The 24,130-nt window shown below is 73.6% G+C and carries 23 protein-coding genes; 16 read left to right on the top strand and 7 right to left on the bottom strand.

Features of this window, described 5'->3' with window-relative positions; translation table 11 throughout:
* Nucleotides 1-24 precede the first annotated feature (24 nt).
* The 3 genes from WD794_10715 to WD794_10705 are packed head-to-tail and all read left to right on the top strand — an operon-like array spanning nt 25 to nt 2,967.
* Entirely contained in the window at nt 25-900 is an 876-nt protein-coding gene (locus WD794_10715) for an SAM-dependent chlorinase/fluorinase (protein ID MEX2290783.1), read from the top strand.
* 50 nt (nt 901-950) lie between these two features.
* A complete protein-coding gene (locus tag WD794_10710; protein ID MEX2290782.1) occupies nt 951-2,021 on the top strand; it encodes an NAD-dependent epimerase/dehydratase family protein in 1,071 nt (356 codons plus the stop codon).
* 10 nt (nt 2,022-2,031) lie between these two features.
* Entirely contained in the window at nt 2,032-2,967 is a 936-nt protein-coding gene (locus WD794_10705; GenBank protein ID MEX2290781.1) for a lysophospholipid acyltransferase family protein, read from the top strand.
* 455 nt (nt 2,968-3,422) lie between these two features.
* On the opposite strand, the gene WD794_10700 is transcribed toward WD794_10705, so the two are convergent.
* The 4 genes from WD794_10700 to WD794_10685 all read right to left on the bottom strand — a co-directional run bounded on the left by WD794_10700 (nt 3,423) and on the right by WD794_10685 (nt 8,373).
* The gene (locus WD794_10700) at nt 3,423-4,280 is read right to left on the bottom strand and encodes an HAD-IB family hydrolase (GenBank protein MEX2290780.1); all 858 of its coding nucleotides are present in this window, start codon (nt 4,278-4,280) and stop codon (nt 3,423-3,425) included.
* Nucleotides 4,281-4,465: 185 nt separating this feature from the next.
* Nucleotides 4,466-5,902 carry a hypothetical protein gene (locus WD794_10695; protein MEX2290779.1) on the bottom strand — a complete coding sequence of 479 codons (1,437 nt, stop codon included), beginning with the start codon at nt 5,900-5,902 and terminating at the stop codon, nt 4,466-4,468.
* A gap of 325 nt (nt 5,903-6,227) precedes the next feature.
* Nucleotides 6,228-7,556, bottom strand: coding sequence for a DUF5667 domain-containing protein (locus WD794_10690; protein ID MEX2290778.1), 1,329 nt, complete (start codon nt 7,554-7,556; stop codon nt 6,228-6,230).
* A 145-nt stretch (nt 7,557-7,701) separates the two neighbouring features.
* Complete coding sequence (locus WD794_10685) at nt 7,702-8,373, bottom strand: sigma-70 family RNA polymerase sigma factor (GenBank protein ID MEX2290777.1); 672 nt, start codon at nt 8,371-8,373, stop codon at nt 7,702-7,704.
* Between the two features lie 309 nt (nt 8,374-8,682).
* Between WD794_10685 and WD794_10680 the strand changes: the two genes are divergently transcribed.
* From WD794_10680 to WD794_10620, 13 genes are all read left to right on the top strand, one after another.
* Nucleotides 8,683-10,977, top strand: coding sequence for a transglycosylase domain-containing protein (locus WD794_10680; GenBank protein MEX2290776.1), 2,295 nt, complete (start codon nt 8,683-8,685; stop codon nt 10,975-10,977).
* A 79-nt stretch (nt 10,978-11,056) separates the two neighbouring features.
* On the top strand, nt 11,057-12,598 hold the full coding sequence (locus tag WD794_10675) for an AMP-binding protein (protein ID MEX2290775.1): 1,542 nt from the start codon (nt 11,057-11,059) through the stop codon (nt 12,596-12,598).
* Between the two features lie 10 nt (nt 12,599-12,608).
* On the top strand, nt 12,609-12,953 hold the full coding sequence (locus WD794_10670) for a glutaredoxin family protein (protein MEX2290774.1): 345 nt from the start codon (nt 12,609-12,611) through the stop codon (nt 12,951-12,953).
* A gap of 119 nt (nt 12,954-13,072) precedes the next feature.
* Nucleotides 13,073-13,825 carry a redox-sensing transcriptional repressor Rex gene (locus WD794_10665; GenBank protein MEX2290773.1) on the top strand — a complete coding sequence of 251 codons (753 nt, stop codon included), beginning with the start codon at nt 13,073-13,075 and terminating at the stop codon, nt 13,823-13,825.
* Nucleotides 13,822-15,144, top strand: coding sequence for a glutamyl-tRNA reductase (locus tag WD794_10660; GenBank protein MEX2290772.1), 1,323 nt, complete (start codon nt 13,822-13,824; stop codon nt 15,142-15,144). The genes WD794_10665 and WD794_10660 overlap by 4 nt, the downstream gene beginning before the upstream one ends.
* 8 nt (nt 15,145-15,152) lie before the next feature.
* The gene (gene hemC / locus WD794_10655; GenBank protein ID MEX2290771.1) at nt 15,153-16,079 is read left to right on the top strand and encodes a hydroxymethylbilane synthase; all 927 of its coding nucleotides are present in this window, start codon (nt 15,153-15,155) and stop codon (nt 16,077-16,079) included.
* Nucleotides 16,076-17,662 carry a uroporphyrinogen-III synthase gene (locus WD794_10650; GenBank protein ID MEX2290770.1) on the top strand — a complete coding sequence of 529 codons (1,587 nt, stop codon included), beginning with the start codon at nt 16,076-16,078 and terminating at the stop codon, nt 17,660-17,662. Before hemC ends, WD794_10650 begins: the two co-directional genes overlap by 4 nt.
* Complete coding sequence (hemB, locus tag WD794_10645; GenBank protein MEX2290769.1) at nt 17,659-18,642, top strand: porphobilinogen synthase; 984 nt, start codon at nt 17,659-17,661, stop codon at nt 18,640-18,642. The genes WD794_10650 and hemB overlap by 4 nt, the downstream gene beginning before the upstream one ends.
* Before the next feature lie 49 nt (nt 18,643-18,691).
* Nucleotides 18,692-19,063, top strand: coding sequence for a hypothetical protein (locus WD794_10640; GenBank protein MEX2290768.1), 372 nt, complete (start codon nt 18,692-18,694; stop codon nt 19,061-19,063).
* Between the two features lie 35 nt (nt 19,064-19,098).
* Nucleotides 19,099-19,482 (top strand): hypothetical protein, encoded by a 384-nt coding sequence (locus WD794_10635; GenBank protein MEX2290767.1) that lies wholly within the window; start codon nt 19,099-19,101, stop codon nt 19,480-19,482.
* Between the two features lie 215 nt (nt 19,483-19,697).
* On the top strand, nt 19,698-21,017 hold the full coding sequence (locus tag WD794_10630; protein ID MEX2290766.1) for a M18 family aminopeptidase: 1,320 nt from the start codon (nt 19,698-19,700) through the stop codon (nt 21,015-21,017).
* A gap of 87 nt (nt 21,018-21,104) precedes the next feature.
* Nucleotides 21,105-22,451: a glutamate-1-semialdehyde 2,1-aminomutase gene (gene hemL / locus WD794_10625; protein ID MEX2290765.1), complete on the top strand. Its 1,347-nt coding sequence runs from the start codon at nt 21,105-21,107 to the stop codon at nt 22,449-22,451.
* Nucleotides 22,448-23,089, top strand: coding sequence for a histidine phosphatase family protein (locus WD794_10620; protein MEX2290764.1), 642 nt, complete (start codon nt 22,448-22,450; stop codon nt 23,087-23,089). Before hemL ends, WD794_10620 begins: the two co-directional genes overlap by 4 nt.
* On the opposite strand, the gene WD794_10615 is transcribed toward WD794_10620, so the two are convergent.
* From WD794_10615 to WD794_10605, 3 genes are read right to left on the bottom strand one after another with little or no spacing between them, the layout of a single operon-like run.
* Nucleotides 23,086-23,379 carry a PLDc N-terminal domain-containing protein gene (locus WD794_10615; GenBank protein MEX2290763.1) on the bottom strand — a complete coding sequence of 98 codons (294 nt, stop codon included), beginning with the start codon at nt 23,377-23,379 and terminating at the stop codon, nt 23,086-23,088. The genes WD794_10620 and WD794_10615 overlap by 4 nt on opposite strands.
* A 48-nt stretch (nt 23,380-23,427) precedes the next feature.
* A complete protein-coding gene (locus WD794_10610) occupies nt 23,428-23,802 on the bottom strand; it encodes a PLDc N-terminal domain-containing protein (GenBank protein MEX2290762.1) in 375 nt (124 codons plus the stop codon).
* Nucleotides 23,803-23,839: 37 nt separating this feature from the next.
* Nucleotides 23,840-24,088 (bottom strand): BldC family transcriptional regulator, encoded by a 249-nt coding sequence (locus WD794_10605; GenBank protein MEX2290761.1) that lies wholly within the window; start codon nt 24,086-24,088, stop codon nt 23,840-23,842.
* Nucleotides 24,089-24,130 lie beyond the last annotated feature (42 nt).

Genomic DNA, 24,130 nt, shown 5'->3' with positions numbered 1-24,130 from the left:
GCTTCTTCCCGCCCGAGGAGTCCCGTGGCGCAGCAGTGGCTGACCTTCCTGTCGGACTACGGCATCGAGGATGCCTTCCTCGGCGTGTGCAAGGGCGTCATGGCCCGAACCGCGCCCGAGGTGCGGGTGATCGACGTGCTGCACCTCGTGGCGGCCCAGGACGTCGAGCAGGGCGCGGCGGTGCTGGCCGGCGCCCTGCCCTACCTCCCGTCGCCGGCGGTCCACCTGGCGCTCGTCGACCCCTTCCGGGCCACCCCGACGCGCGGCGTTGCCGTCCGTACGGCCGACGGCTCGACGTTCGTCTCGCCCGACAACGGGCTGACCAGTCTGGGCTGGGCGGTGCTCGGCGGTGCGGTCGAGGCGCGGGTCATCGACAACCCTGCGCTGTGGCACGCCACCCCGTCCCGCACCTTCCGCGGCCGCGACATCTTCTCGCCCGTGGCGGCGCGGCTGGCCGCTGGGCTGCCCCTCGAGCAGGTCGGCAGCGCGCTCGACGTCGAGGAGCTGGAGCTGCTCGAGCAGCGCCGGCCGACCGTGGAGGATGACCACGTGCACGGCGAGATCGCGCAGGTGGACCACTTCGGCAACCTCACGCTGAACCTCCAGCGGTCCCACCTCGAGCAGGCCGGCATGTCGCTGGGCGACGAGGTCGAGCTGCGCTGCAGCGGCAAGACGATGGTGGTGCCGTTCCTCGAGACCTACGGCCAGGTCGGCCGGGGCCGGCTCGCGGTGTGTGAGGACGCTTTCCGTACCGTCACCGTCGCCGTCAACTCGGGCAGCGCCGCGGCCCGGCTGCGAGCCGGTCGCGGGGAGCCGCTGGTCATCTCCCGGCTGGTCACCGCGCCGCCGCCGGGGCCGGTCGTCCTGCCCCCTGAGCCCAACCTGCTCGCCGGTCGCTGAGCGCCGCGCGCGCCCGCAGGAGGCTGTGCGTCCGGCCGTAGACTCGGCCCGTGTCCTCCCGTGTCGTGCTCGTCACCGGTGTCAGCCGCTACCTCGGCAGCCGGCTTGCGGGCGTGCTGGCGGCCGACCCGTCGATCGAGCGGGTCCTCGGCGTGGACAGCGCCCAGCCACGGCCGGAGCAGAAGAAGGCCCTCGGGCGTACCGAGTTCGTCCGCGCCGACATCCGCAACCCGCTGATCGCCAAGCTCATCGCGCAGGCCGAGGTGGACACGGTCGTGCACATGAACGTCCTCGCCACGCCCGCCGGAGCCGGCGGTCGCGCGGCGATGAAGGAGATCAACGTCATCGGCACCATGCAGTTGCTGGCGGCCTGCCAGAAGGCGCCGACCATGCGCAAGCTCGTCGTGAAGTCGACGACCGCCGTCTACGGCAGCTCTCCGCGCGACCCGGCGCTGTTCGACGAGTCGGTCGAGCCGCGGTTGCTGCCGAAGTCCGGCTATGCCAAGGACGCGGTCGAGGTGGAGGGCTACGTCCGCGGCTTCGGCCGGCGTCGCCCAGGCGTGACGCTGTCCCTGCTCCGCTTCACCAACTTCATCGGTGCGGGGATCGACACGCCACTGACCCGCTACTTCTCGCTGCCGGTCATCCCGACGGTCCTCGGTTTCGACCCGCGCATCCAGCTCTGCCACGAGGACGACGGCATCGAGGTGCTGTGCCGGGCGGTACGCGAGGAGCACCCCGGCATCGTCAACGTCGGAGGCTCCGGCGTGCTGCTGCTGTCCCAGGCGATCCGCCGGCTCGGCAAGCCGGCGCTGCCGGTCCCTGCGCCGGCGGTGTCGCTGGTGGCCCGGGCGATGCGCACCGCAGGCATCGTCGATGTCTCGCCCGAGCAGATGCGCTACCTCGAGCACGGTCGGGTCGCCGATGTCAGCCGGCTCCACGACACCTTCGGCTGGGGCCCCCGACCGACCGAGCAGGCCTTCGCCGATTTCGTGGAGCGGACGGGACAGCGTCGCCTGCTGAAGCCGCAGACCGCCGCCGCTGCCGAGCGGCTGTTGCTCGATGTGCTCACCCGCGGCCGGCTCACCCCGGCGTCCGGACCGGGTGTGCCCGTTGGCTGAGCCCGGAGCGATGGGCAAAGTGATTCCGCTGCACGGCGACGGAGCCGGGAGTACGGGTGCCGGTCCGGACGCGCAGTCCGGTCCGGCCGCCGCGGGCCCGGCTTCCCCGTTCGAACGCAAGCTGGCCGGCGGGCTGGCCTTCCTGCGCCGCCGCCTGACCGGCGACTACCAGGTCGATGACTTCGGCTTCGACCCTGACCTCACCGAGCATCTGCTGCTCCCGCCGCTGCGCCCGCTGTACGAAAAGTGGTTCCGCGTCGAGACGCGCGGCCTGGAGAACGTGCCGGACACCGGCGGCGCGCTGGTGGTCGCGAACCACTCCGGCACGATCCCGATGGACGCGCTCATGACGGCGCTTGCGCTGCTCGACCAGCACCCGGCCTCCCGGCACCTGCGGATGCTCGCGGCGGACCTGGTCTTCCGGTTGCCGGTCGTCGCACCCGTCGCACGCAAGGCCGGTAACACACTTGCCTGCACCGCCGACGCCGAGCGGCTGCTGACGGCGGGCGAGTTGGTCGGCGTCTGGCCCGAGGGATTCAAGGGGATCGGTAAGCCGTTCAGCGAGCGCTACAAGCTGCAGCGTTTCGGCCGCGGCGGCTTCGTCTCGGCGGCGCTGCGGACCGGCGTGCCGATCATCCCGTGCTCGATCGTCGGGGCGGAGGAGATCTATCCGATGATCCACAATGCGCGGGTGCTGGCCCGTCTGCTCGGCCTGCCGTACCTGCCGGTGACGCCGACCTTCCCGTTGCTCGGCCCGCTCGGCCTCGTGCCGCTGCCGTCGAAGTGGATCATTGAGTTCGGGGAGCCGGTCGAGACGCAGGATCTCGGCGGCGCTGCCGCGGCCGAGGACCCGATGCTGGTCTTCAACGTCACCGACCAGGTGCGCGAGACGATCCAGTCCACCCTCTACACGCTGCTTCTGCAGCGGCGCAGCGTCTTTTTCTGACGCTGCCACCGATCGTGCAGGAGCCCGCGGTCGGCGGCCGATCCCGGACCGTTCGCTCGATCGGCTGGTGATCGGCTGGTGATCGGCTGGTGGCGGTGCACTGGTGGTGGCCGTCGCGGTGACTGTCCGGTGCGGCCGGCCACCGCGAGAATCCGATCCGTTCTTGATGACCCCCCGGAACGGGGGCAGGTCCCGGCCGAGGGCGGCTGACAGACAGACAGGCAGACAGACAGGCAGGCAGGCAGGCAGGCAGGCAGCTGCCGCCTACGTGTGTCTGCATCATCCTGTACGGGAGAGCACAAGATGTGGGAAAAGTTGACCTCTCCTGCACAGGGCTCGGTGGAACACACGGCACGCGGCGGATCTGACCCCTGACGGCCGCACCGGACAGTCACCGCGACGCGCACCACCAGTGCACGGCCGGCCTGCGCGCGCCACTGGCCGGCCCGCCGGCTTCAGCCGAAGCTGAGCAGGCTGCGGTCCGCGCGCCGGCGCCGCAGCGCCAGGCCGGCCACCACGCCGCCCGCGATCGCGCCCGCACCGGCAGCCGCGGGCACCCCCACCTTTGCGGCCTTGCGTCCCGTGCGGAAGTCGCGGACGGCCCAGCCCCGCGCCCGGGCCTGCTCGCGCAGTGCCGTGTCGGGGTTGACCGCGACGGCGTGCCCGACCGCGGACAGCATCGGCACGTCGTTGTGCGAGTCGCTGTAGGCCGTGCAGCGCGACAGGTCCAGGCCCTCACGCTGGGCCAGCGCCCGAACCGCCTCCGCCTTGGCCGGCCCGTGCAGCGGCTCGCCGACCAGCCGGCCGGTGTAGCAGCCGTCCTCGACCTCGCTGACGGTGCCCAGCGCGCCGGTCAGCCCCAGCCGGGCGGCGATGATCCGGGCCAGCTCGACCGGCGTGGCCGTCACCAGCCACACCCGCTGGCCGGCGTCCAGGTGCTGCTGGGCGAGCGCCCGCGTACCGGACCAGATTCGGCGCTCCATCAGCTCGTCGTAGATCTCCTCGCCGTAGGCGACGATCTCGGCGACCGACTTGCCGGCCACCAGACCGAGCGCCTTGTCGCGCGCCTCCGCGACGGCACCGAGATCCTCCTTGCCGCGCACCCGGAAGCGCAGCTGCTGCCAGCCGAAGCGCAGGATGTCCCCGGTCGTGATCATTCCCCGGCCGGCCATGCCCTTGCCGAAGAAGTAGATCGACGCGCCGCGGATCATCGTGTTGTCGACGTCGAAGAAGGCCGCCGCCGTGGGGTCCGGGGGGACGCCCAGGCTGTCCTCGACCTCTGCGGCCGCAGCCGAGGCGGCACCGGCCAGCACCGCCCGCACCGCCACGTCGCCGCGGCGGGAGCGGCCTGGCAGGCGCAGGGTGCGCGGCACGCGACTCTCCTCCTGTGGCTGGGCTGACCGGACCTGCCGAGCCTAGTCCGCCGTGCCGAGCCTGCGACCGGAACGCCGAAGGGCCCCCGCTGTCGAGCGGGGGCCCTTCGGGTCGTAGGGAGGAGCTAGACCGTCGCGCGGCGGCGGCGGGCCAGCAGGGCGGCACCGACCAGCAGCGTGGCTACGGCGGCGGAGAGCGGGAGCTCCCCGCCGGTACGCGGCAGGCTGGCCGGGGCGGCGGCGGCCATCTCGGGAGCGGCGACCAGCTGGCTGCCGACAGCGGCGTTCGCCGTGACGAGCTCCAGCTTGATGAAGTCCTGCTTGCCGACGAGCAGCTCGGCGATCACCGGCGGGTTGATCGTCACCGTGGTGGCGCTGACGGCGGCGGCGGCGGAGGTCCCGTCAGGGGACACGCTGGTCGCGCCCTTGCCGACGGCGACGTCCAGACCCACCGCCTCGGCCAGCAGGCCGTTGACCGTGTTGACGGCGCCGTTGACGGTGCCCTCGAGCTCGGCCGGCAGGTTCTCGCCGAGGGTGCCGCCGACGTTCAGGCCGGCCTCGTCGAGGATGGCGGTCAGCGCACCGTTGGCCAAGCTGATGTCCAGGACCGGAGCCGTGGTGCTGGCCGAGCCGGTGCCGGGCTTGCCGCCGGCGACGGCGGTGGCGCTCGACGTGACAGCGGCGATCTTGACCAGGCCGTTGAGAACGTTGATGTTCTTGACCGCGTTGTTGACGGTGGAGGTCACTTCGCTGCCCGAGCGGCTGATCAGCTGGTCACTGGTGACCGAGTCCAGGGTGATCAGGTCGGTCGCGGCGGTGACCGAACCCACCGTGTCGGTCAGCTCGGCGAGGGTCTCGGTCAGCCCGGCGACTGCCTTGTCGATCTCGGCCTGCACCGGAGCGGTCACCGGAGCGGCGGCGTCGTTGGTGGCCGCGTTCAGGGTGTCGATGGCGGAGTTGACCGTCTCGCCGACGGTCCCCGCGGCACCTTCAGCGGTCTCGCCGGTGGTCCCGACCGCCGTCTGGATGACGTCCGCGACGGGAGCGGTGACCGCGGCCAGCTCCGGCAGGGCCAACCCGCCCAGGGCGAGCCGGGCGACGCCGCTGCTGCTCTGCGCCAGCACACCGTCGGCCAGCGGGTCCGCGACCTTGGAGGACAGCGGGAGGAGGGCGAGCTTGACGCCGCTCTGGTCGATCGTCTGTGCGGAGGAACTCTGCTCGCGCTGGCCGCTGAGGATGGCGGTGGTGGAACGGTTCAGCAGGTCGGACAGCACCGGCGTGCTGCCCTTGCCCAGGATGGCGGTGGTGCTGGCCAGCGGGCCGGAGACGGTGCTGATGCTGCCGTCGGTGAGCGAGATCGTCTGGACGATCTGGGACCCGAGCGGCGTCCCGGCGAGGGCGGCCGGCAGATTGATGGTGATCGTGAGGGCTGAGCCGGTACCGGTAGCGGTCAGTTGCGACGTCTGGTCGACGGCAGCACCCGCTGGGGCGGCAGCGACCGCGACGAGGGTCCCGGTGGCCGCAGCCAGCGCCGTCAGGCGAGCGAGGTGTCCTTGTGCCATGAACGTTTCCTTCCGGAGATCTGCGGAGGGCCCGCAGAGACGAGGTGTTCCGGACGACTCGCTGACGCTGGAGGTGAGGCCCACCCCGTCGCGTGACCGTCTTGTCCCCGGTCAACGACGCCTTCTGGAGGCGGTGACGGGGGCCCTAGAACTTCTTGGGTGCAAGAGGTTTGAGACCCGCCCATCTGGGCCGCCGGCGGACACAACGGACGTCGAGGATCGACCTTGCCATCGACGTCGCCATCGACGTCGTCCGCGCGGCCGCACGGGGACGCCGGGGCGTGCCACCTACGAGCGCGCCGGGCGGCACGCGCCGCACCCGGCGCTACGGGCGCGAAGTGCCGGGCTGTGGCTGCGGCAGCGGCTCCGGCTCAGGAGTCGACGGAGCGCGGCCCGCCGTCATGCCCGGCAGCACGGACAGACCCGGCAGGACGGACTCGACGGTGGGCGGGACGACCGGCAGCGGCGGCGCGGTGAGCGTCGGCAGCGGCGTCGGCAGCGGTAGGGAGGGGACGGGCGCCGGCAGCGGGGGAAGCGGTGGCAGCAGTGGCCGGCTCGAGGGAGCCGGCGAGGGCTTCGGCGAGGGCTCCGGCGACGCGCTGCGGGTCGGCCGGGGCCGGGGCTGCGGGGCCGGCTCGGGCGCCTCGGACGGCGGCGAGGCGCTGGTCTGCGGCACCGGCGCCGGCTGCTCGCAGCCGCAGGGCGGATCTGCCGGCTTCATGGACCCGGGCGGCAGGTTCGGCACCACCTGCGGCGGCGCGCAGACCGTCCCGCAGCTGCCGATGCCGAGCAGTTCGTTGGCGCCCTCGGTCACCCCACTCAGCAGGGCCAGCGAGACGCGGGCCCGCTCCTGGGTGACCGGCGGGAGCGCCGGGATCAGCTGCGACAGGCCCTCGGACTGCCGGACCGCGAAGCGGGTCAGCGCCCGCAGCGGCTCCGGGGCGCGCGACGAGCGGTAGGCGCCGGTCAGCAGGGTGGTGCCGTCGCGGGTCTCGACGTCCATCGCCGCGAGCGTGTCGCGTACCCGGTCGGCGACCGGTGCGTTCAGGGCGTCGTCGGCCGCGAGCGGCTGCACGCTGCTGCGGAGCAGGATGCCGGCCGACACCGCCGACGGCCCGAGCTGCGGCCCGGCGTGTACCGCGTCGCGACCGAGGGCGAGGCCCCGCACCTCGCGCAGTCGGGTGGCGGCCAGGTCGAGGTGCCGGGTGCCCTTCTCGATGTCGCCGTCGGCTGACCGCAGCTGGAGCGCCTCCACGGTCCGCTTCACGCCGTAGAACGGGTCGCCGGGCAGCGACTGGCTGCCCGCGACGGCCACTCCCGAGACCGCGACGACAGAGGCGAGGGCACCGGCGAGGACGGAGCTGGCACGGGAGGAGGCGCGCCAGGAGACGGCGGCGGACCACGCGTCGGAGGATCTGGCGCCAAAGGGTCGGGCAGCGGGGGCCTGCACGGTCGCGACCGCGACCAGACGCATCCGCAGCGCGTCACGGAACTCCGCACGCGGGATCACGTCGGTGTCCAGCGCCGTGCCGACCAGGCGCAGCCGAACGGCGAGTGCGGCAGCGCGCGCCAGCGCCCCGGAGCCGCTGGAGGGACCACGGTCGAGCAGGCGGGCGAGCTGTGCAGCCGCGCCGCGGGAGCCGACCAGGTTCACCGCTGCACCTCCCGTCCGTCCCGTCCGTTGCCTGTGTTGGCGTGGCCGGCGGCGCCTGCCGTCGCGTCCAACGACGCGGGACGGCCAGCGGTGACGGGGCCTGCCCCCAAATGCACCGATGTGACCGGGTGCACAGTGGGGCTGCTCACAGCTCCACCCCCTCGGGCAGCAGCCGTCCCAGCGCGCGGATCGCGCGGTACTGCAGCGCCTTGATGGCGCCGTCGTTCTTGCCCATCACGTGCGCCGTCTCGGCGACCGACAGACCTTGCAGGAAGCGCAGCACGATGCACTCCTGCTGCTCGGCGTTGAGCTTCTTGACCGACTCGAGCAGAACCTTGTTCTGCATCGTCTCGAGGACGGCGCTCTCCGGCCCGTCCAGCGTCGTCGAGGCTCCGGACCCGGACACGTCGTCCGTCGTCATCTCCAGCCGGTAGCGACTGCTCTTGTAATGGTCGGCGATCAGGTTGCGGGCAATCGTGACGAACCAGGCCCCGACGTCGCGGCCCTGCCAGGTGAACGACGACAGCCGTCGCAGCGCTCGCAGGAAGGTCTCGCTGGTGAGATCCTCGGCGACCTGAGGGGAGCCGACCCGGTAGTAGACGTAGCGGTAGACCATCTCGACGTAGCAGTCGTAGAGCTCGCCGAAGGCCTCGGCATCACCGGCCTGCGCGCGCTGGACCATGGCAAGGGTGAGGGCGGCGTCGCCCTCGGCCGGGGCGTGCACGGCCGCCGGTCGGACGTCGCCGGCAGAGGTGGGTGCGGGGACGGTGACGGGGCGGACCCGGTGGCCGACCGTGGCGGCGCCGACCCTGGTCACGTGCACCGGCCGCGGGCGCGCGAGGACCCTGAGGTGGCTCGCGGGGCGCGGGTCACGGGGTCTCCTGTCGGCGCCGGAGGGCCGCCCGCCGCCGGGGCCGGAGGTCCCGGAGACACGCGTGACGCCTCATGCTAGGGGGTCGGGCAAGACCCGCCTCTATCTGTGTTCGGCAGGTAGTGGCCGCACCCTGAGCGCCCTGCGCGGCTGCGGCTGCAGACGTAGGCTCTGCGCATGTCGTCGACCGTCGGCCCCTACCCCGGACGCCCCGGAGCGGGAGCCGTGCGTGCCGGCGGAAGGACGCCGCGATCCATGTCACACGCGCGCCGGCGCCGGCTGGGCCGCTTCGTCGCGCGACTGCTCCTGGTTCTGGTCCTCACCGTGGCGGTCGGTGCGACCACGTTCGTGAAGGGCCTGCTCGCCGCGCCTTTCGACGTCCGGGCAGTCCCACCGGCTCCCAAGTCGGTGCTGCTGCTCGCCGCGGACGGTACGCAGTTCGGGCAGATGCGGCCGCCGTACCGGCGCGAGGTGATCCGGCCCCAGGACATTCCCGACATCATGCGCAAGGCGATCATGTCCGCGGAGGACGCCCGCTTCCTCGACCACAAGGGCGTGGACGTCATCGCGACCATGCGGGCCGCCTACCGCGACGTGTCGGGCGGCCGCACCCAGGGCGGTTCGACCATCACCCAGCAGTACGTCAAGAACGTCTACGTGGGCAACGACCGGACCTTGCTTCGCAAGATCAAGGAGGCCGGGCTCGCGGTCCGCCTGGAGAACCGCAAGAGCAAGGAGGACATCCTCACCGACTACCTCAACGTGCTCTACCTGGGCAACAACGTCTACGGGGTGCAGGCGGCGGCGAAGTACTACTTCGGTGTCGACATCGCCGACCTCGACCTCGACGAGACGCCCGGGCGCGGCAACCGGCGCGACCCGGGTCTCGCCCTGGCCCGGGCGTCGATGCTGGCCGGTATCGCGCCGGCGCCCTCGGCGTGGAACCCGGTCAAGGACTTCGCCACCGCCCGGCACCGGCAGAAGTACACGCTCAACCAGATGGTGATCAACCAGCACATCACCAGCGAGCAGGCCAGCGACGCCTTCAAGCGCCGGGACGCGGTGATCCCGCTCCAGGAGGGTCCGCCGGAGCCGCCGAGCACTGCGCCGGAGTTCGCCGACACGGTCACCGAGTTGTTGCGGGCGCAGTACAAGGACGACGAGGACGCGCTCTACCGCAGTGGGCTCCGGGTGACCACGACGCTGGACATGGACCTGCAGGAGGCGGTGAGCCGCGCCGCCCGGGAGGTGCTGCCCGACCCGGAGGACCCGCAGGCCGCCGTCGTGGCGATCGACATCACCAACGGCGACGTCAAGGCCATGACGACGCTGCGGCGCTACCCCGCCAAGGGCGACCGTCCGGCCGTGCAGGACTACCAGCGGTTCGGCTACAACCTGGCCACCAGGGCCTACCGCTCGACCGGCTCGACGATCAAGCCGTTCACGCTGGCCGTGGCGCTCGAGAAGGGGCTGACCCTCGAGACCCGCCGGCCGGCCCCGGGCTGCGACTCGATGCCGGACAAGTTCTCCAAGGGCGGGGTCTACCGTTACTGCAACGCGGCCGGTGAGGGCAGCGGCAGCCGGGGCAGCCTGACCCTGCGCAAGGCGCTGCAGGCCTCCGTCAACACCGTCTACGTCCCGCTGGCCATCGAGGTGGGTCGGGACGACATCAAGGACACGATGCTGGCGGCCGGGGTGAAGGTCGCTCCGCCGAGTGCGGCGAACCCGAACCCGTTCGCCACCTCGCCGAAGTCCTTCGGTCTGGGCACGACGGCGGAGGTGACGCCGCTGTCGCTGGCCAACGCGTTCGGCACCCTGATGAACCACGGCGTGCACATGGAGCCGCGCTATCTGCAGGAGACCCGCACGGCCGACCGTGAGGTGGTCACGGAGGAGCCGGGCAAGCCCGAGCCCGCCGGTCGGGCGATGCCGGCAGAGGTCGCCGACCTCGTCGTCGAGGCGATGTCCGGCGTCACCGAGCCGGGCGGCACCGCCCGCGCCGCGAAGCAGGGCTTCCTGGTCTACGGCAAGACCGGCACCACCAACGGCAGCATCGACGCCTGGTTCGTCGGCTGCGCCCGGTCCCCGCAGAACCTCTGCATCGCGACCTGGCTGGGCTACGACGACCAGACCTGTGAGGGCATCCAGAGCCGCGCCTGCGGTGAGATGAAGAACATCCAGGGCGTGAAGCAGGTCTACGGCGGCACGCTGCCCGCGAAGATCTTCGCGCGGACCTTCGAGATCCTGCGCGAGATCCAGGTCGACCGGGCCCGGACGGCGGCGGGCCAGTTGCCGGCTGCCACGCCGGCTGTGACGCCCAGCCCCGAGGCGACCGTGCGCTCCAGCCCCCAGGACCGGCAGACCCCCCGGGATCCGGGTCCGCAGGACGTTGACGGGCCCCGGGCGCCGGCCCCGCAGGAGCCGGCCGAGCAGCCCACGCAGCCACCTGCGCAGGAGCCCCCGCAGCAGCCGCCACCGGAGCCCGCGCCGGAGCCGTCGCGGAGCCGGCCGCCCCCGCTCCTGCCCACACCGGTCGCTGCAGCACGCTGATCGCCGGATCGACGATGCCGGTGACCGTGCGACACTGCGCCGACGGCCGGTTGCGAACGCCGGCCGGAACCGGAGGCCGATGCCCGTGACGCCCACTGCTCCCGCCGGGAACCTCGCCGATCTGGTGCGCGCTGCGGCGCAGCGACGGGGGCCGCATCCGGCCTTCCAGCACCACGGTACGGCGATGACGTGGGCGCAGGTCGATGCCGCCGTCGACGCCGCTGCAGCCGGTCTGCGCGCGAGGGGGCTGCAGCCCGGTGACCGGGCCGGCATCTGCCTCGGCAACACCCCCGACTTCCCGGTCGCGTACTTCGGGGTGCTGCGGGCCGGCCTGGTCGCGGTGCCGCTGAATCCCGGCTACACCGCCGACGAGCTGCGCTACGCGCTCGGCGACAGTGGCGCGCGAGCCGTGATCGGCGGCACCGAGACGGCCCCCGCGGTGCTGCGGGCGGCGGCCGCACTGGACGACCTCGAGCACGTCCTCCTCGCCGGTGGTGACAACCTGCCGTCCGGTGGCGCGAGCTGGGCCGAGTTGCTCGAGCAGGGCGCCGCGGCCGGCGCCGTCGACAGCATCGGCGGCGGCGAGGATCTCGCCGTCCTGCTCTACACCTCGGGCACCAGCGGCCGACCCAAGGGCGCGATGCTGCCGCACCGGGCCCTGCTCGCGAACCTCGAGCAGGGCGCGCGGATCGAGCCGCCGGTGATCACGCCCGACGACGTGGTGCTGCTCGTGCTGCCGCTGTTCCACGTCTACGGGCTGAACGCCGTGCTCGGCGCCGTCGCCCGCGAGGCGGCGACCGGCGTGCTGTGCGAACGCTTCGAGCCGGTCGAGACGCTGGCCGAGATCCGCCGCTGTGCCGTGACCAGCGTCGTCGGTGCCCCTCCGATGTACGTCGCGTGGTCGATGCTGCCCGACATCGGTGATGCCTTCGCCTCCGTTCGCCTGGCCCTGTCCGGGGCCGCCCCGCTGCCCGAACAGGTCCAGTCCCGGCTGCTCGACCTGACGGGGCACCACGTCTTCGAGGGCTACGGCCTGACCGAGACCGCCCCCGTGCTGGCCAGCACGCTCATGAGCGAGGTGGCCAAACCCGCGTCGATCGGTCGGCCGGTGCCGGGTGTCGAGCTGCGACTGGTCGACGGGGCCGGTGGCGATGTCGAGGACGGTGACCCGGGCGAGATCGTCGTACGAGGTGCCAATCTGTTCACCGGCTACTGGCCGGACGGGGCGGGCGGGCCGGACGCGGACGGCTGGTTCGCCACCGGCGACGTCGCCTACCTCGACCAGGACGGTGACCTGCACTTGGTGGATCGGCGCCAGGAGCTGGTCCTGGTCAGCGGCTTCAACGTCTACCCGCGCGAGGTCGAGGACGTCCTGGTCACGCACCCGGACGTCGAGGAGGCCGCCGTTCTGGGAATTCCGCACCCCTACACCGGCGAGTCCGTGAAGGCGCTGGTCGTGCCGGTGCCGGGCGCGACCCCCTCGGCCGACGATCTCATCGCGCACTGCGCGCAGTCGCTGGCCCGTTTCAAGTGCCCGACCGCGGTCGAGCTCGTGACCCAGCTGCCGCACAGCGCCACCGGAAAGGTCAGCAAGGGCAGGCTGCGCGAGCTCTCGGCGTGAGGCCGGCGACGTGAGGCTGCGGCGCCGCCGTCCGCAGCTGCTCACCTTCGTCACCCGCACCGGCTGCGCTCTCTGCGAGGAGGCGCTCCCGATCGTGCAGCGGCTGGCCGCGGACGCCGGCGTCCCGGTCGAGCTGCGCGACGTGGACGCCGACGCCGGTGACCGGGCCCGTTGGAGCGATCACGTCCCGGTGGTGCTGCTCGAGGGCCGGCCGCTGTCCTACTGGTTCGTCGACCCCCAGGCGCTGCGGCGGGCGCTGCGCGGCCGGCCGTCGGCGTGGGTCGAGGAGGTGGGACCGCCGCTCGGCCACACCCGTCGTGATCGGACTCCGGAACGCCGCCGCGGCGGGTTGTGAGCCACCTCACCGACTTTGTGCATGCATTCACAAGCGCGTAGCCTGACCGGTGCACCCGGGGCCCCGCGGCAGCGTGCCCCCCGTCCAGCCGCCCCTGCGGAGCAGGGCAGGAGTAGTCCGTGACCACGCAGGCCGTTCCCGCAGGCCGCCAGCTGACCGCCGCTGCCCGGGTGCTGCCTCCGCGCGCGGGACGTGCCGCCCGGGGTGGGGGCGCGGCGCGGGTCGGGGTCCCCGAGGCCACCGTCGCCCGGCTGCCGGTCTACCTGCGCGCGCTGCGTGCGCTCGGTGACGCGGGTCGCAGGACCGTCAGCAGCGAGGCGCTGGCGGCCGCCTCCGGTGTCGGCTCGGCCAAGCTCCGCAAAGATCTGTCGCACCTGGGCTCCTACGGCACCCGCGGGGTCGGCTACGACGTGCAGGAGCTGGTCTTCCACATCAGTGCCGCGCTCGGGCTGGGCCGGCGCTGGGCGGTCGTGCTGGTCGGTGTGGGCAACCTCGGGTCGGCCCTCGCCGGCTACGGCGGGTTCGACGGCCGCGGCTTCTGCATCGCCGCACTGGTCGACGCGGACGACGCACGGACCGGTGAGGTGGTGGCCGGGCTGCCCGTCCGGTCGCTGGACGAGCTGCCCGACATCGTGCGTGAGCAGCGGGTGTCGATCGGTGTCATCGCCACGCCCGCGACGGCCGCGCAGGATGTCTGCGACCGGTTGGTCGCGGCCGGCGTGCGCAGCATCCTGAACTTCGCTCCCGCCGTGCTGCAGGTGCCCGAAGGGGTCGACGTGCGCCGCGTCGACCTGTCGAACGAGCTGCAGATCCTGTCCTTCCACGAGCACCGCAAGGCCACGGCGACGATGCCCGCCGAGGTGCCGGCATGAGCGTTCTGATCGTCGGCATCTCGCACCGCAGCGCGCCGGTCCGCCTGCTCGAGCAGGTCACCGTCGGCGTCGGCGACAACTCCGACGTGCTGCAGGAGCTGCGGTCCAGCGGCCCCGTCGCCGAGGCGGTCGTGCTGTCGACCTGCAACCGGGTGGAGATCTACGCCGACACCGAGGGCTTCCACGCCGGCGTCGACGCCGTCAGTGACCTGCTCGCCCGGCTCTCCGGCGTCCCGCTCGACGACCTCAAGCGCCACCTCTACGTCCACTGGGAGGGTCAGGCGGTCCTGCACCTGTTCGAGGTCGCCTGCGGCCTGGACTCGATGGTGGTCGGTGAGTCGCAGATCCTCGGCCAGCTGCGCCGGGCCTACGCCAGCGCGCGGGACGGCGGCGCCGGGCCGACGCTGCACGAGCTGTTCCAGAAGGCGCTCAAGGTCGGCAAGCGCGCCCACAGCGAGACCGGCATCGACGAGGCGGGCCGCTCGCTGGTGACGGTCGGCCTGGAGCGGGCGGTGGAGGCCGTCGGCCCGCTGGCCGGCCGCAGCGTGCTGGTCGTCGGCGCCGGCTCGATGGGCGCCCTCGCCGGCGCCACGCTGCGCCGTGTGGGTGCCGGCGACGTCGTCGTCGCCAACCGCACGCTGGAGCGCGCCCAGCGGCTGGCCGTGAGCCTGGACGGCCGGGGCATCGGCCTCGACGAGCTCGACCTCGCCCTGGTCGACGCCGACGTGGTGGTCTCCTCGACCGGTGCCACCGGGCTGGTGGTCTCACGCGAGCAGGTCGAGCGGGCCCTCGACAAGCGGGCCGGCCGGCCGCTGGCGATCCTCGACCTGGCCCTGCCGCGCGACATCGACCCCGCGGTCCGCGACCTGCCGGGCATCACGCTGGTCGACCTCGCCTCGCTCCAGGAGGTGCTGGCCGGCACCGAGGCCGGCGCCGACGTCGAGGCCGCCCGCGGCATCGTCACGCAGGAGGTCGGGGAGTTCCTGGCCTGGCAGCGTGCGGCGAAGATTGCTCCCACCGTGGTGGCGCTGCGCAGCCGCGCGGACGAGGTGGTCGACGCCGAGCTGACCCGGCTGACCGCCCGGCTGCCGTCGCTCGACGACGCCGCGAACGCCGAGGTGCAGGCCACCGTCCGCCGGGTGGTCGACAAGCTGCTGCACACCCCGACGGTCCGGGTGAAGGAGCTGCACGAGGCTCCCGAGGGGTTGTCGTACGCCGAGGCGCTGCGTGAGCTGTTCGGGCTCGACCGGGCCGCCCCGGCGGCGGTCATCGCGACGCCACTGTCCACCGTGGTGGGCGACCCGCAGGCCGAGCGGTGAGTGGCCGCCTGCTGCGGCTGGGCACCCGGGGCAGCGCCCTTGCGCTGGCCCAGTCCCGCGCCGTCGCCACGGCCCTCGGCGAGTCGGGCTGCCGGGTCGAGCTGGTGACCGTGCAGACCGAGGGTGACGTGAACAGCGCCGCGATCGCGCAGATCGGCGGCACCGGCGTCTTCGTGACGGCCCTGCGCGACGCGCTGCTGGCCGGCGAGGTCGACCTGGCGGTGCACTCCTACAAGGACCTGCCGACGGCGGCCGCCCCAGGCCTGGTCGTCGCCGCGGTGCCGGTGCGTGCGGATCCCCGCGACGCGCTCGTGGCCCGCGACGGGCTCACCCTCGGCGAGCTGCCGGGCGGTGCCTGCATCGGCACCGGCTCGCCGCGCCGCACGGCGCAGCTGCGCGGCCTGGGCCTGGGTTACGAGGTCGTCCCGATCCGCGGCAACGTCGACACCCGGATCGCCAAGGTGCGCTCCGGCGAGCTCGACGCGGTGGTGCTCGCCCGGGCCGGCCTGGCCAGGCTGGACCGGCTCGGTGACGCCACCGAGGTGATCGACCCGATCACCATGCTGCCGGCCCCGGCCCAGGGGGCGCTGGCGCTCGAGTGCCGCACCGGCGACGAGGAGCTGCGCGGGCTGCTCGCCGCCCTCGACGACGGCGACACCCGTGCGTCGGTGGCCGCCGAGCGTGCGCTGCTCGCCGCGCTGGAGGCCGGCTGTACGGCGCCGGTCGGCGCTCTGGCCCAGGTGGCCGAGGGCGACCCTGACACCGGGGGCGGCCCCGAGATCTACCTGCGCGGCCTGGTGGCCGCCGTCGACGGAACAGACGCCGTCCGCCTCTCGGCGACCGGCTCGACGTCCGAGGCAGCGGAGGTGGGACGCCGGCTCGCGCGCGAGCTGCTCGACCTCGGTGCCGCGGATCTGATGGGAGAACCCGCATGAGCTCCAGCAAGCCCCGGCCCCCGGCCACGAAGAAGACGGCCGGCCAGGTCGCCCTCGTCGGCGCCGGCAGCGGCGATCCCGGACTGCTCACGGTGCGGGCGGCGCAGCTGCTGGCGACCGCCGACCTCATCCTTGCCGACGCCCGCGTCGGCGAGGCGCTGCTCGCCGACGCCCGCGTCGACGCCGAGGTCGTGCGCACCGAGCCGGGCCAGGCGCAGGGCGCCCCGCTGGTCGCGGCGAGCAGGGACGGCCGGCTCGCCGTCCGGCTGCTCCCCGGTGACCCCTATGCGACCCCCGAGGGGGTCAAGGAGGCCGAGACGGTCCTCAAGGCCAGGCAGCGCCTGGAGGTCGTCCCCGGCCTGAGCGACGAGTCGCTCGTCCCCGGCTACGCCGGCATCGCGGGCGGCCTGCCCCGCACGGTCGCCCGGGTCGACGACCGGACCCCGTGGCGGCAGCTCGCGACCGCGCCCGGGACCCTCGTGCTGCTGACCTGCGCCGCCGACGTCGCCAAGAGCGCCGCCGCGCTGGTCGAGCACGGCCGCCGGGGCGGGGAGCAGGTCGCGGTCACCGTGCGCGGCACCACTGCGGAGCAGCGGACCGTCACCGCGACGCTGGACACTGTGGAGGCCGTGGCCGGCAGCGCCGAGCTGGCCGGCGAGGCGGTCGTGGTGGTCGGCGACGTGGTCAAGAAGGCCGACCGGCTGGCCTGGTTCGAGAGCCGCGCGCTGTACGGCTGGCGAGTGCTCGTCCCGCGCACCCGCGACCAGGCCGGCGCGCTGTCGGCGGTGCTGCGCTCGTACGGCGCCGTGCCGGTCGAGGTGCCCACCATCGCCGTCGAGCCGCCACGCACACCCGCGCCGATGGAGCGCGCGGTCAAGGGCCTGCACGACGGGAAGTACGCCTGGATCGCCTTCACCTCCGTCAACGCCGTCAAGGCGGTTCGCGAGAAGCTCGAGGAGTACGGCCTGGACGCCCGCGCGCTGTCCGGTGTGCGGGTGGCCGCCGTCGGCGACGCCACCGCGCAGGCGATCGTCGACTTCGGCATCCGCCCGGACCTGGTGCCGAGCGGCCAGCAGTCCAGCGAGGGCCTGCTCGCGGACTGGGCGCCGTACGACGAGGTCTTCGACCCGATCGACCGGGTCTTCCTGCCGCGGGCGGACATCGCGACCGACACGCTGATTGCCGGGCTGCAGGAGCTGGGCTGGCAGGTCGACGACATCACCGCCTACCGCACGGTGCGCGCCGCCCCGCCGCCCGCGGAGACCCGCGAGGCGCTCAAGGGCGGCGGCTACGACGCGGTGCTGTTCACCTCGTCCTCGACCGTGCGCAACCTCGTCGGTATCGCCGGTAAGCCGCACGACAGCACGATCCTGGCCTGCATCGGCCCGCAGACCGCCGCGACCGCGCGGGAGTTGGGGCTGCGTGTCGACGTGCTCTCACCCAGGCCCGACGTGGCGGCCCTGGTCGAGGCGCTGGCGGTCTTCGCCGTCGAGCGGCGGGAGGCGGCCCTTCCCGAGATCGCCCCGCTGCCGAGCGCTGCGCACCGCCGTAAGAAGGCGCGTGCGGCGGCCGCTGGACGGTGACCGCCTTTCCCGCCGCCCGCCCGCGCCGGCTGCGGCGGACCGCCGCACTGCGCCGACTGGTGGCGGACGTGCAGGTGCGGCCGGCGGACCTGGTGCTGCCGGTCTTCGTCAAGGAGGGCATCGCGGCGCCGGCCCCGATCGGCTCGATGCCGGGCGTCGTGCAGCACACCCGGGAGTCGCTGAAGAAGGCTGCTGCGCAAGCGGCCTCCGCCGGTGTCGGCGGGCTGGTCCTGTTCGGCATCCCGGCGGTCAAGGACGCCCGCGGCTCGGGCGCCGACGATCCGCAGGGCATCGTGCAGCTGGCGCTGGGCGACCTGGCGGCCGAGGTCGGGAACGACCTGGTCGTGATGACCGACCTGTGCCTGGACGAGTACACCGACCACGGCCACTGCGGCCTGCTCACCGACAGCGGTGAGGTCGACAACGACGCCACCCTCGCGCGGTACGCCTCGGCGGCTCTGGCGCAGGCGCGTGCCGGCTCGCAGGTCGTCGCGCCGAGCGGGATGATGGACGGCCAGGTCGCGGCGATCCGGGCAGCCCTCGACGGGGACGGCTTCGGCGAGGTGCCGATCCTGGCCTACAGCGCGAAGTACGCCTCCGCCTACTACGGGCCGTTCCGCGACGCTGCCGAGTGCGCCCCGCGGTTCGGCGACCGGGCCGGCTACCAGCAGGACGCCGGGCGCTCGGCTCAGGAGGGTGTCCGCGAGGCGTTGCTGGACGTCGCGGAGGGCGCCGACGCGGTGATGGTGAAGCCGGCCGGTGCCTACCTCGACGTGGTGCGCGCCGTCGCCGACGCGGTCGACGTGCCGGTCGCGGCCTACCAGGTCTCCGGCGAGTACGCGATGGTGGAGGCTGCGGCGGCGCAGGGCTGGATCGACCGGGAGCGGATCATCCTCGAACAGCTCACCGGGATCCGGCGGGCCGGCGCCGGGATGATCCTGACCTACTGGGCGACCGAGGCTGCCGGCTGGCTCCGGTGACCGATGCCCGTCGGTTGCTCGGGGGCTGTCGGTTGCTCGGGGTGTCCGGTTGATCGAGGGTTTCGCGACCGGCATCGCGCTGCTCGCGCTCGCGTTGGGGGCGGTCGCGCTGCTCTTCGCGGCGCTGGACCGGCTGGTGCCGCGGCTGCACCTGCTGGGGCTGTTCCTGCTCCAGGGGATCCTGCTGGTGCAAGGAGGTCTCGCGCTGGCCCGCATGGGGAGTTGGGGCGGCTCGAACGGCGAGCTCCTCGGCTACCTGGCCGTGTCGCTGCTGCTGGTGCCGGGCGGCCTGGTGCTCGCGGTGGAGGAGCGGTCCCGCTGGGGCACGCTCGTCCTGTCCGCGGCCTGCCTCACCGTCGCGGTCGTGCAGGTGCGCCTGCTGACGATCTGGCACGCCGGGCTGGGTGTCGGCGGTGGCTGAGCGGCACGGCGTCGGCCGGGGTCCCGGTGTCGGCGGTGGCTGAGCGGCACGGCGTCGGCCGCGGTCCCGGCCGGCTGCTCGTCGCCGTCTACGCGATCTTCGCGCTGGCCGCCTCCTCCCGGGCCGGCCTGCAGCTGGTGACCCGCTTCGACGAGGCGCCGGTGGCGTACCTGCTCTCGGCCGTCGCCGCCGGCGTCTACGTCGTGGCGGCGCTGGCGCTGGGGCGCGGGATGCGCCGGCTGGCATGGGCCGCGGTGCTGTTCGAGCTGGTCGGGGTGCTGGTCGTCGGCACGCTCTCACTGGTGCTGCCCGACGCCTTCCCGGACGAGACGGTGTGGTCGGCGTACGGCATCGGCTACGGCTTCGTCCCCCTCGTGCTGCCGGTGCTCGGGCTGCTGAGGCTCCGAGCGACCCGCTGACAGAGCAAGATCTTCGGCGGCCGAGCACCGCCCGCCCATCGGTGATCTTCTCTGGACTGGATCGGCAGCAGACACGCCGGCGTGTCTGCTGCCGATCCAGTCCCCAGATGATCCACAACGGGAGATGATCCACAACAGCACCGGTCGGCCACCCGCGCGGCGCCGGCAGAGCGGCCCGCGCCGTCGTCGGTTCCCGCCGCACGTACGGTCGCAGGATGAGCCTCACCGCAGAGCAGGCCGGCGCGGATCTGCGCGCCTTCGTCGATGCCTCGCCCTCGCCGTTCCACGCCGTGGCCGAGATGACCCGGCGCCTGGAGCAGGCCGGCTTCACCGAACTGTCCGAGCGCGACCGCTGGACCCTCGCCTCCGGCGACGCCCGCTACGTCGTGCGCGACGGCGGCAGCCTGATCGCCTTCCGCGTCGGCTCGGCCCCCACCGCGGAGGCGGGCATCCGACTGGTCGGCACGCACACCGACTCGCCCACCTTCAAGCTCCGCCCGCGGTACGAGGTACGCCGGGCCGGCTTCCGCCTTCTCGGCGTGGAGACCTACGGCGGGCTGCTCGCGCACACCTGGCTGGACCGCGAGCTGACTGTCGCCGGCCGGATCGCGGTACGCGGTGTCGAGGGGGGCGTCGAGATGCACCGGGTGGTGCTGCCGAACGGGCCGGTGCGGCTGCCGAGCCTGGCCATCCATCTGGACCGGGCGGTCCGCGAGGGGCTCCAGCTGGACCCGCAGAACCAGCTCGTGCCGATCTGGGGAGCCGACCGCGGCGGCGAACCGGGGCTTGTCGAGGCGCTGGCGGACAGCGCGGGGATCGACGCCGCGGACGTGCTCGGCCACGACCTGGTGCTGGCCGACACGCAGCCGTCGGCGAGCACCGGCGCCGACGGCTCCTGGATCGCGGCGCCGCGACTGGACAACCTGGGCTCCTGCCACAGCGCCGTGCTCGCGCTGCTGGCCGCGGCGCCGGCCGCCCACACCCAGCTGGTCGTCGCGAACGACCACGAGGAGGTCGGCAGCGGGTCCGCCGAAGGCGCCCGCGGCCCGTTCCTCGAGGACGTCGTGGCCCGGGTCGTCGCCGCCACCAGCGACCGCGTCCCTGAGGGACGCCGGCCGTACGACCCGCAGGACCTGCAGGTCACCCTCGCCCGCTCGCGCCTGGTCAGCGCGGACATGGCGCACGCGCAGCACCCGAACCACGCCGAGCGGCACGAGCCTGCGCACACACCGGTGCTCGGCGGCGGCCCGGTGCTCAAGCTCAACGCCAACCAGTCCTACGCGACCGATGCCCGTAGCGGCGGCTGGTTCGCCGCCCGCTGCGCCGACGCCGGGGTGCCACTGCAGCACTTCGTCAGCCGCAACGACCTGCCCTGCGGCTCGACGATCGGCCCGCTCACGGCGACCCGACTGGGCCTGTCGACGCTGGACGTCGGCGCTCCGCTGCTGGGCATGCACTCCTGCCGCGAGCTGGGCTCGGCGCAGGACGTCCCACTCATGGTCCGCGCCCTGACCGCCTGCCTCGAGCTCGGCTGAGCCGCGGGGCGGGGCGACCCGGACTGTCACCGCGGCACCGGCACCCTGTACGGCGGGCGGCGGGCGGCGCAGGGCAGGATGCCGAGCATGACCTATCCGTACGACGCGCCGCTGAGCGAGACCCTGTTCCAGCGGGCCTCCGCCGTCATCCCGGGCGGCGTCAACAGCCCGGTTCGCGCCTTCCAGGCCGTCGGCGGCACGCCGCGCTTCATGACCAGCGGCCACGGTGCCTACCTCACCGATGCGGACGGCCGTGACTACGTCGACCTCGTCGGTAGTTGGGGGCCGATGATTCTCGGCCACGCGCACCCCGCGGTCGTCGAGGCGCTCCAGCTCGCCGCGGCGGGCGGCACCAGCTTCGGCACCCCCACCGAGGGCGAGGTCCGGCTGGCCGAGCTGATCGTCGAGCGGGTCGGGCCGGTCGAGCAGGTGCGACTGGTCAGCTCCGGCACCGAGGCGACCATGAGCGCGATCCGGCTGGCCCGTGGGTTCACCGGCCGCAGCAAGGTCGTGAAGTTCGCCGGCTGCTACCACGGGCACGTCGACGCGCTGCTCGCGAGCGCGGGCAGTGGCCTGGCCACCTTCGGCCTGCCGGACACCCCCGGCGTCACCGGAGCCATGACCGCCGAGACCATCGTGCTGCCCTACAACGACCTGTCGGCCGCGCAGACGGCGTTCGAGCAGCACGGCGAGCAGATCGCGGTCGTCATCACCGAGGCCGCGGCCGCCAACATGGGCGTCGTTCCGCCGCTGCCCGGCTTCAACGCGGGACTGAAGGCGCTGTGCGCGCAGTACGGCGCCCTGCTCGTCCTCGACGAGGTGATGACCGGCTTCCGGGTCTCGAGGGCCGGTCACTTCGGGCTCGAGGGCGTCGCGCCGGACCTGTTCACCTTCGGCAAGGTGATGGGCGGTGGCCTGCCGGCAGCGGCCTTCGGCGGCCGCGCCGACGTCATGGGCCGGCTCGCACCCGCGGGCCCGGTCTACCAGGCCGGCACCCTGTCGGGGAACCCGCTCGCGGTCGCGGCGGGCCGCACCACGCTGGAGCACTGCACCGAGCAGGTCTACGCGCACCTGGACGCCACCGCCGAGACCGTCGGCCGGCTCGCCTCCGAGGCGCTGACCTCCGCCGGCGTCGCGCACCGCCTCAACCGCGCCGGTAGCCTGTTCAGCATCTTCTTCTGTGATCACGCGGTGGTGGACTACGCGACCGCCACGCGGCAGAACGTGCTGCGGTACAAGGCCTTCTTCCACGAGATGCTGAGCCGCGGCGTCTACCTGCCACCCAGCGCGTACGAGGCGTGGTTCGTCAGCGCGGCCCACGACGACGCCGCGCTCTCACGGGTCGCCGCGGCGTTGCCGCACGCCGCTCGGGCCGCCGCGGCGCTCTCCACTCCCGACCTCCTCGCACCCCCCCAGGCGGAGGACCGCGCATGACCACAGCTCTCCGCACCACCGTCCACCTGCTCCGGCACGGCGAGGTGTACAACCCAGATGCGGTGCTGTACGGCCGGCTCCCCGGATTCCGGCTGTCCGAGGACGGCCTGCAGATGGCACGGGACGCGGCCGAGGCGCTGCAGGACCGCGACATCACCGTCGTGCTCGCCTCGCCGCTGCAGCGCGCGCAGGAGACGGCGGGCCCCATCGCTGCCGCGCACGGGCTGCCGATCGGCACCGACGGACGGCTGATCGAGAGCGAGAACGTCTTCGAGGGCAAGCCCTTCGGTGTCGGGGACGGCGCCTTGCGGCGGCCCGAGCACTGGCCGCACCTGCGCAACCCGTTCACCCCCAGCTGGGGCGAGGCGTACAACGTCATCGCCAGGCGGATGCTGGCCGCCGCCGAGGCCGCGCGCGACGCGGCGCTGGGCTCCGAGGCTGTCTGCGTCAGCCACCAGCTGCCGATCTGGACCCTCCGCCGGTACGTCGAGGGGCGCCGGCTCTGGCACCGCCCGGACCGCCGGCAGTGCGGGCTCGCCTCGCTGACCAGCATCACCTGGGAGGACGACCGGATCGTGACGGTCACCTACAGCGAGCCGGCCGGCGCCGCCGGTCGTCGCCCCGGCGCCGGTGCCTAGTCGTCCCGCGGGTCCCGGGCCCGGCGACGTTGGTCCTCGGCGCGTCGCCGCAGCTCGCGCAGGAAGTTCTCATCGTCGTCCGGCGCACGCCGGGCGGGCTCCGCAGGGGTGGCCGGCGTCCCCCGCGGCGGCCGGCCGGCGAGCAGCCACGCCGCCGAACCGACGAGCGGCAGGAGCACCACCACCAGCAGCCACAGCGGCTTCGGCAGTGTGCGCACCGCTTCAGCCGGCGTGCTCACGACGTCGACGGCGCAGTAGACGAGCAGCGCCAGGGTGACCAATGCGTACACGAAGAGCACATCTGGACAACGCCTCAGCCGGCCCGGACGATCCCGGGCTCAGGTCTCGGCGCCGTTCTCCCGCTCCCGACGCTCCTGCTCGGCCTTGCGCCGCTGCTCCTCCGCCCGCTCACGCAGCCTGCGTAGGAACGCCTCGTCGTCGTCCGGGGAGCGCGCGGTGGCGCGGCCCGGCCGGTCGTACTCCGGCGGGATGCCGGTGTTGCTCTGGTACGGCAGCGTCCGGGGCGGGCCCTGCGGTCGCCCGGCGACCAGCCAGGCGACGCCGCCGACGACCGGGAACAGCAGGACGAGCAGCAGCCACAGCAGCTTGGGCAGGTTGCGGACCTGGTCGTCGGGGCTCGTGATGACGTTGATCGCGCAGTAGACCACCAGGCACAACGCGATCAGGGATGCCAGCCCGCCGCCGTACAGCATGTCGTCGCCCCCTCCGGGTCGAGCGGGGAGGTTACCGCTACAGCGACGCGGCGGTGCGGTCCGTCGGGGACTGGGCCGGGATCTCCTCGGCCAGCCCCCGACCGCCTTCCAGGAGAGCGCGGACCTCGGCCTCACGGAAGCGGCGGTGGCCACCGGGCGTGCGGATGCTGCTGATCCGGCCGGCGGCGGCCCAGCGCGTCACCGTCTTGGGGTCGACCCGGAACAGCGTCGCCACCTCGCCCGGGGTCAGGAGCCGTCCCCGCCCGGCCTGCGTGCTCTCGTCCATTGCGCTCCCCTCCACCGTGGGTGGTCCCACGGCGCTCGAGTC

Source organism: Mycobacteriales bacterium (assembly GCA_040902655.1).
GTDB lineage: Bacteria > Actinomycetota > Actinomycetes > Mycobacteriales > SCTD01 > SCTD01.
Note: the sequence above shows the minus strand (reverse complement) of the source record. Positions and strands in the feature narration are given on the sequence as shown.

Bases quoted from the DNA above. Each gene is read 5' to 3' on its own strand.
- hemL (MEX2290765.1), top strand. From the start codon at position 21,105: ATGACCTATCCGTACGACGCGCCGCTGAGCGAGACCCTGTTCCAGCGG.
- WD794_10675 (MEX2290775.1), top strand. From the start codon at position 11,057: ATGCCCGTGACGCCCACTGCTCCCGCCGGGAACCTCGCCGATCTGGTG.
- WD794_10705 (MEX2290781.1), top strand. From the start codon at position 2,032: ATGGGCAAAGTGATTCCGCTGCACGGCGACGGAGCCGGGAGTACGGGT.
- WD794_10630 (MEX2290766.1), top strand. From the start codon at position 19,698: ATGAGCCTCACCGCAGAGCAGGCCGGCGCGGATCTGCGCGCCTTCGTC.
- WD794_10650 (MEX2290770.1), top strand. From the start codon at position 16,076: ATGAGCTCCAGCAAGCCCCGGCCCCCGGCCACGAAGAAGACGGCCGGC.
- WD794_10610 (MEX2290762.1), bottom strand. From the start codon at position 23,802: ATGCTGTACGGCGGCGGGCTGGCATCCCTGATCGCGTTGTGCCTGGTG.
- WD794_10620 (MEX2290764.1), top strand. From the start codon at position 22,448: ATGACCACAGCTCTCCGCACCACCGTCCACCTGCTCCGGCACGGCGAG.
- WD794_10660 (MEX2290772.1), top strand. From the start codon at position 13,822: ATGAGCGTTCTGATCGTCGGCATCTCGCACCGCAGCGCGCCGGTCCGC.
- WD794_10695 (MEX2290779.1), bottom strand. From the start codon at position 5,902: ATGGCACAAGGACACCTCGCTCGCCTGACGGCGCTGGCTGCGGCCACC.
- WD794_10680 (MEX2290776.1), top strand. From the start codon at position 8,683: ATGTCACACGCGCGCCGGCGCCGGCTGGGCCGCTTCGTCGCGCGACTG.
- WD794_10605 (MEX2290761.1), bottom strand. From the start codon at position 24,088: ATGGACGAGAGCACGCAGGCCGGGCGGGGACGGCTCCTGACCCCGGGC.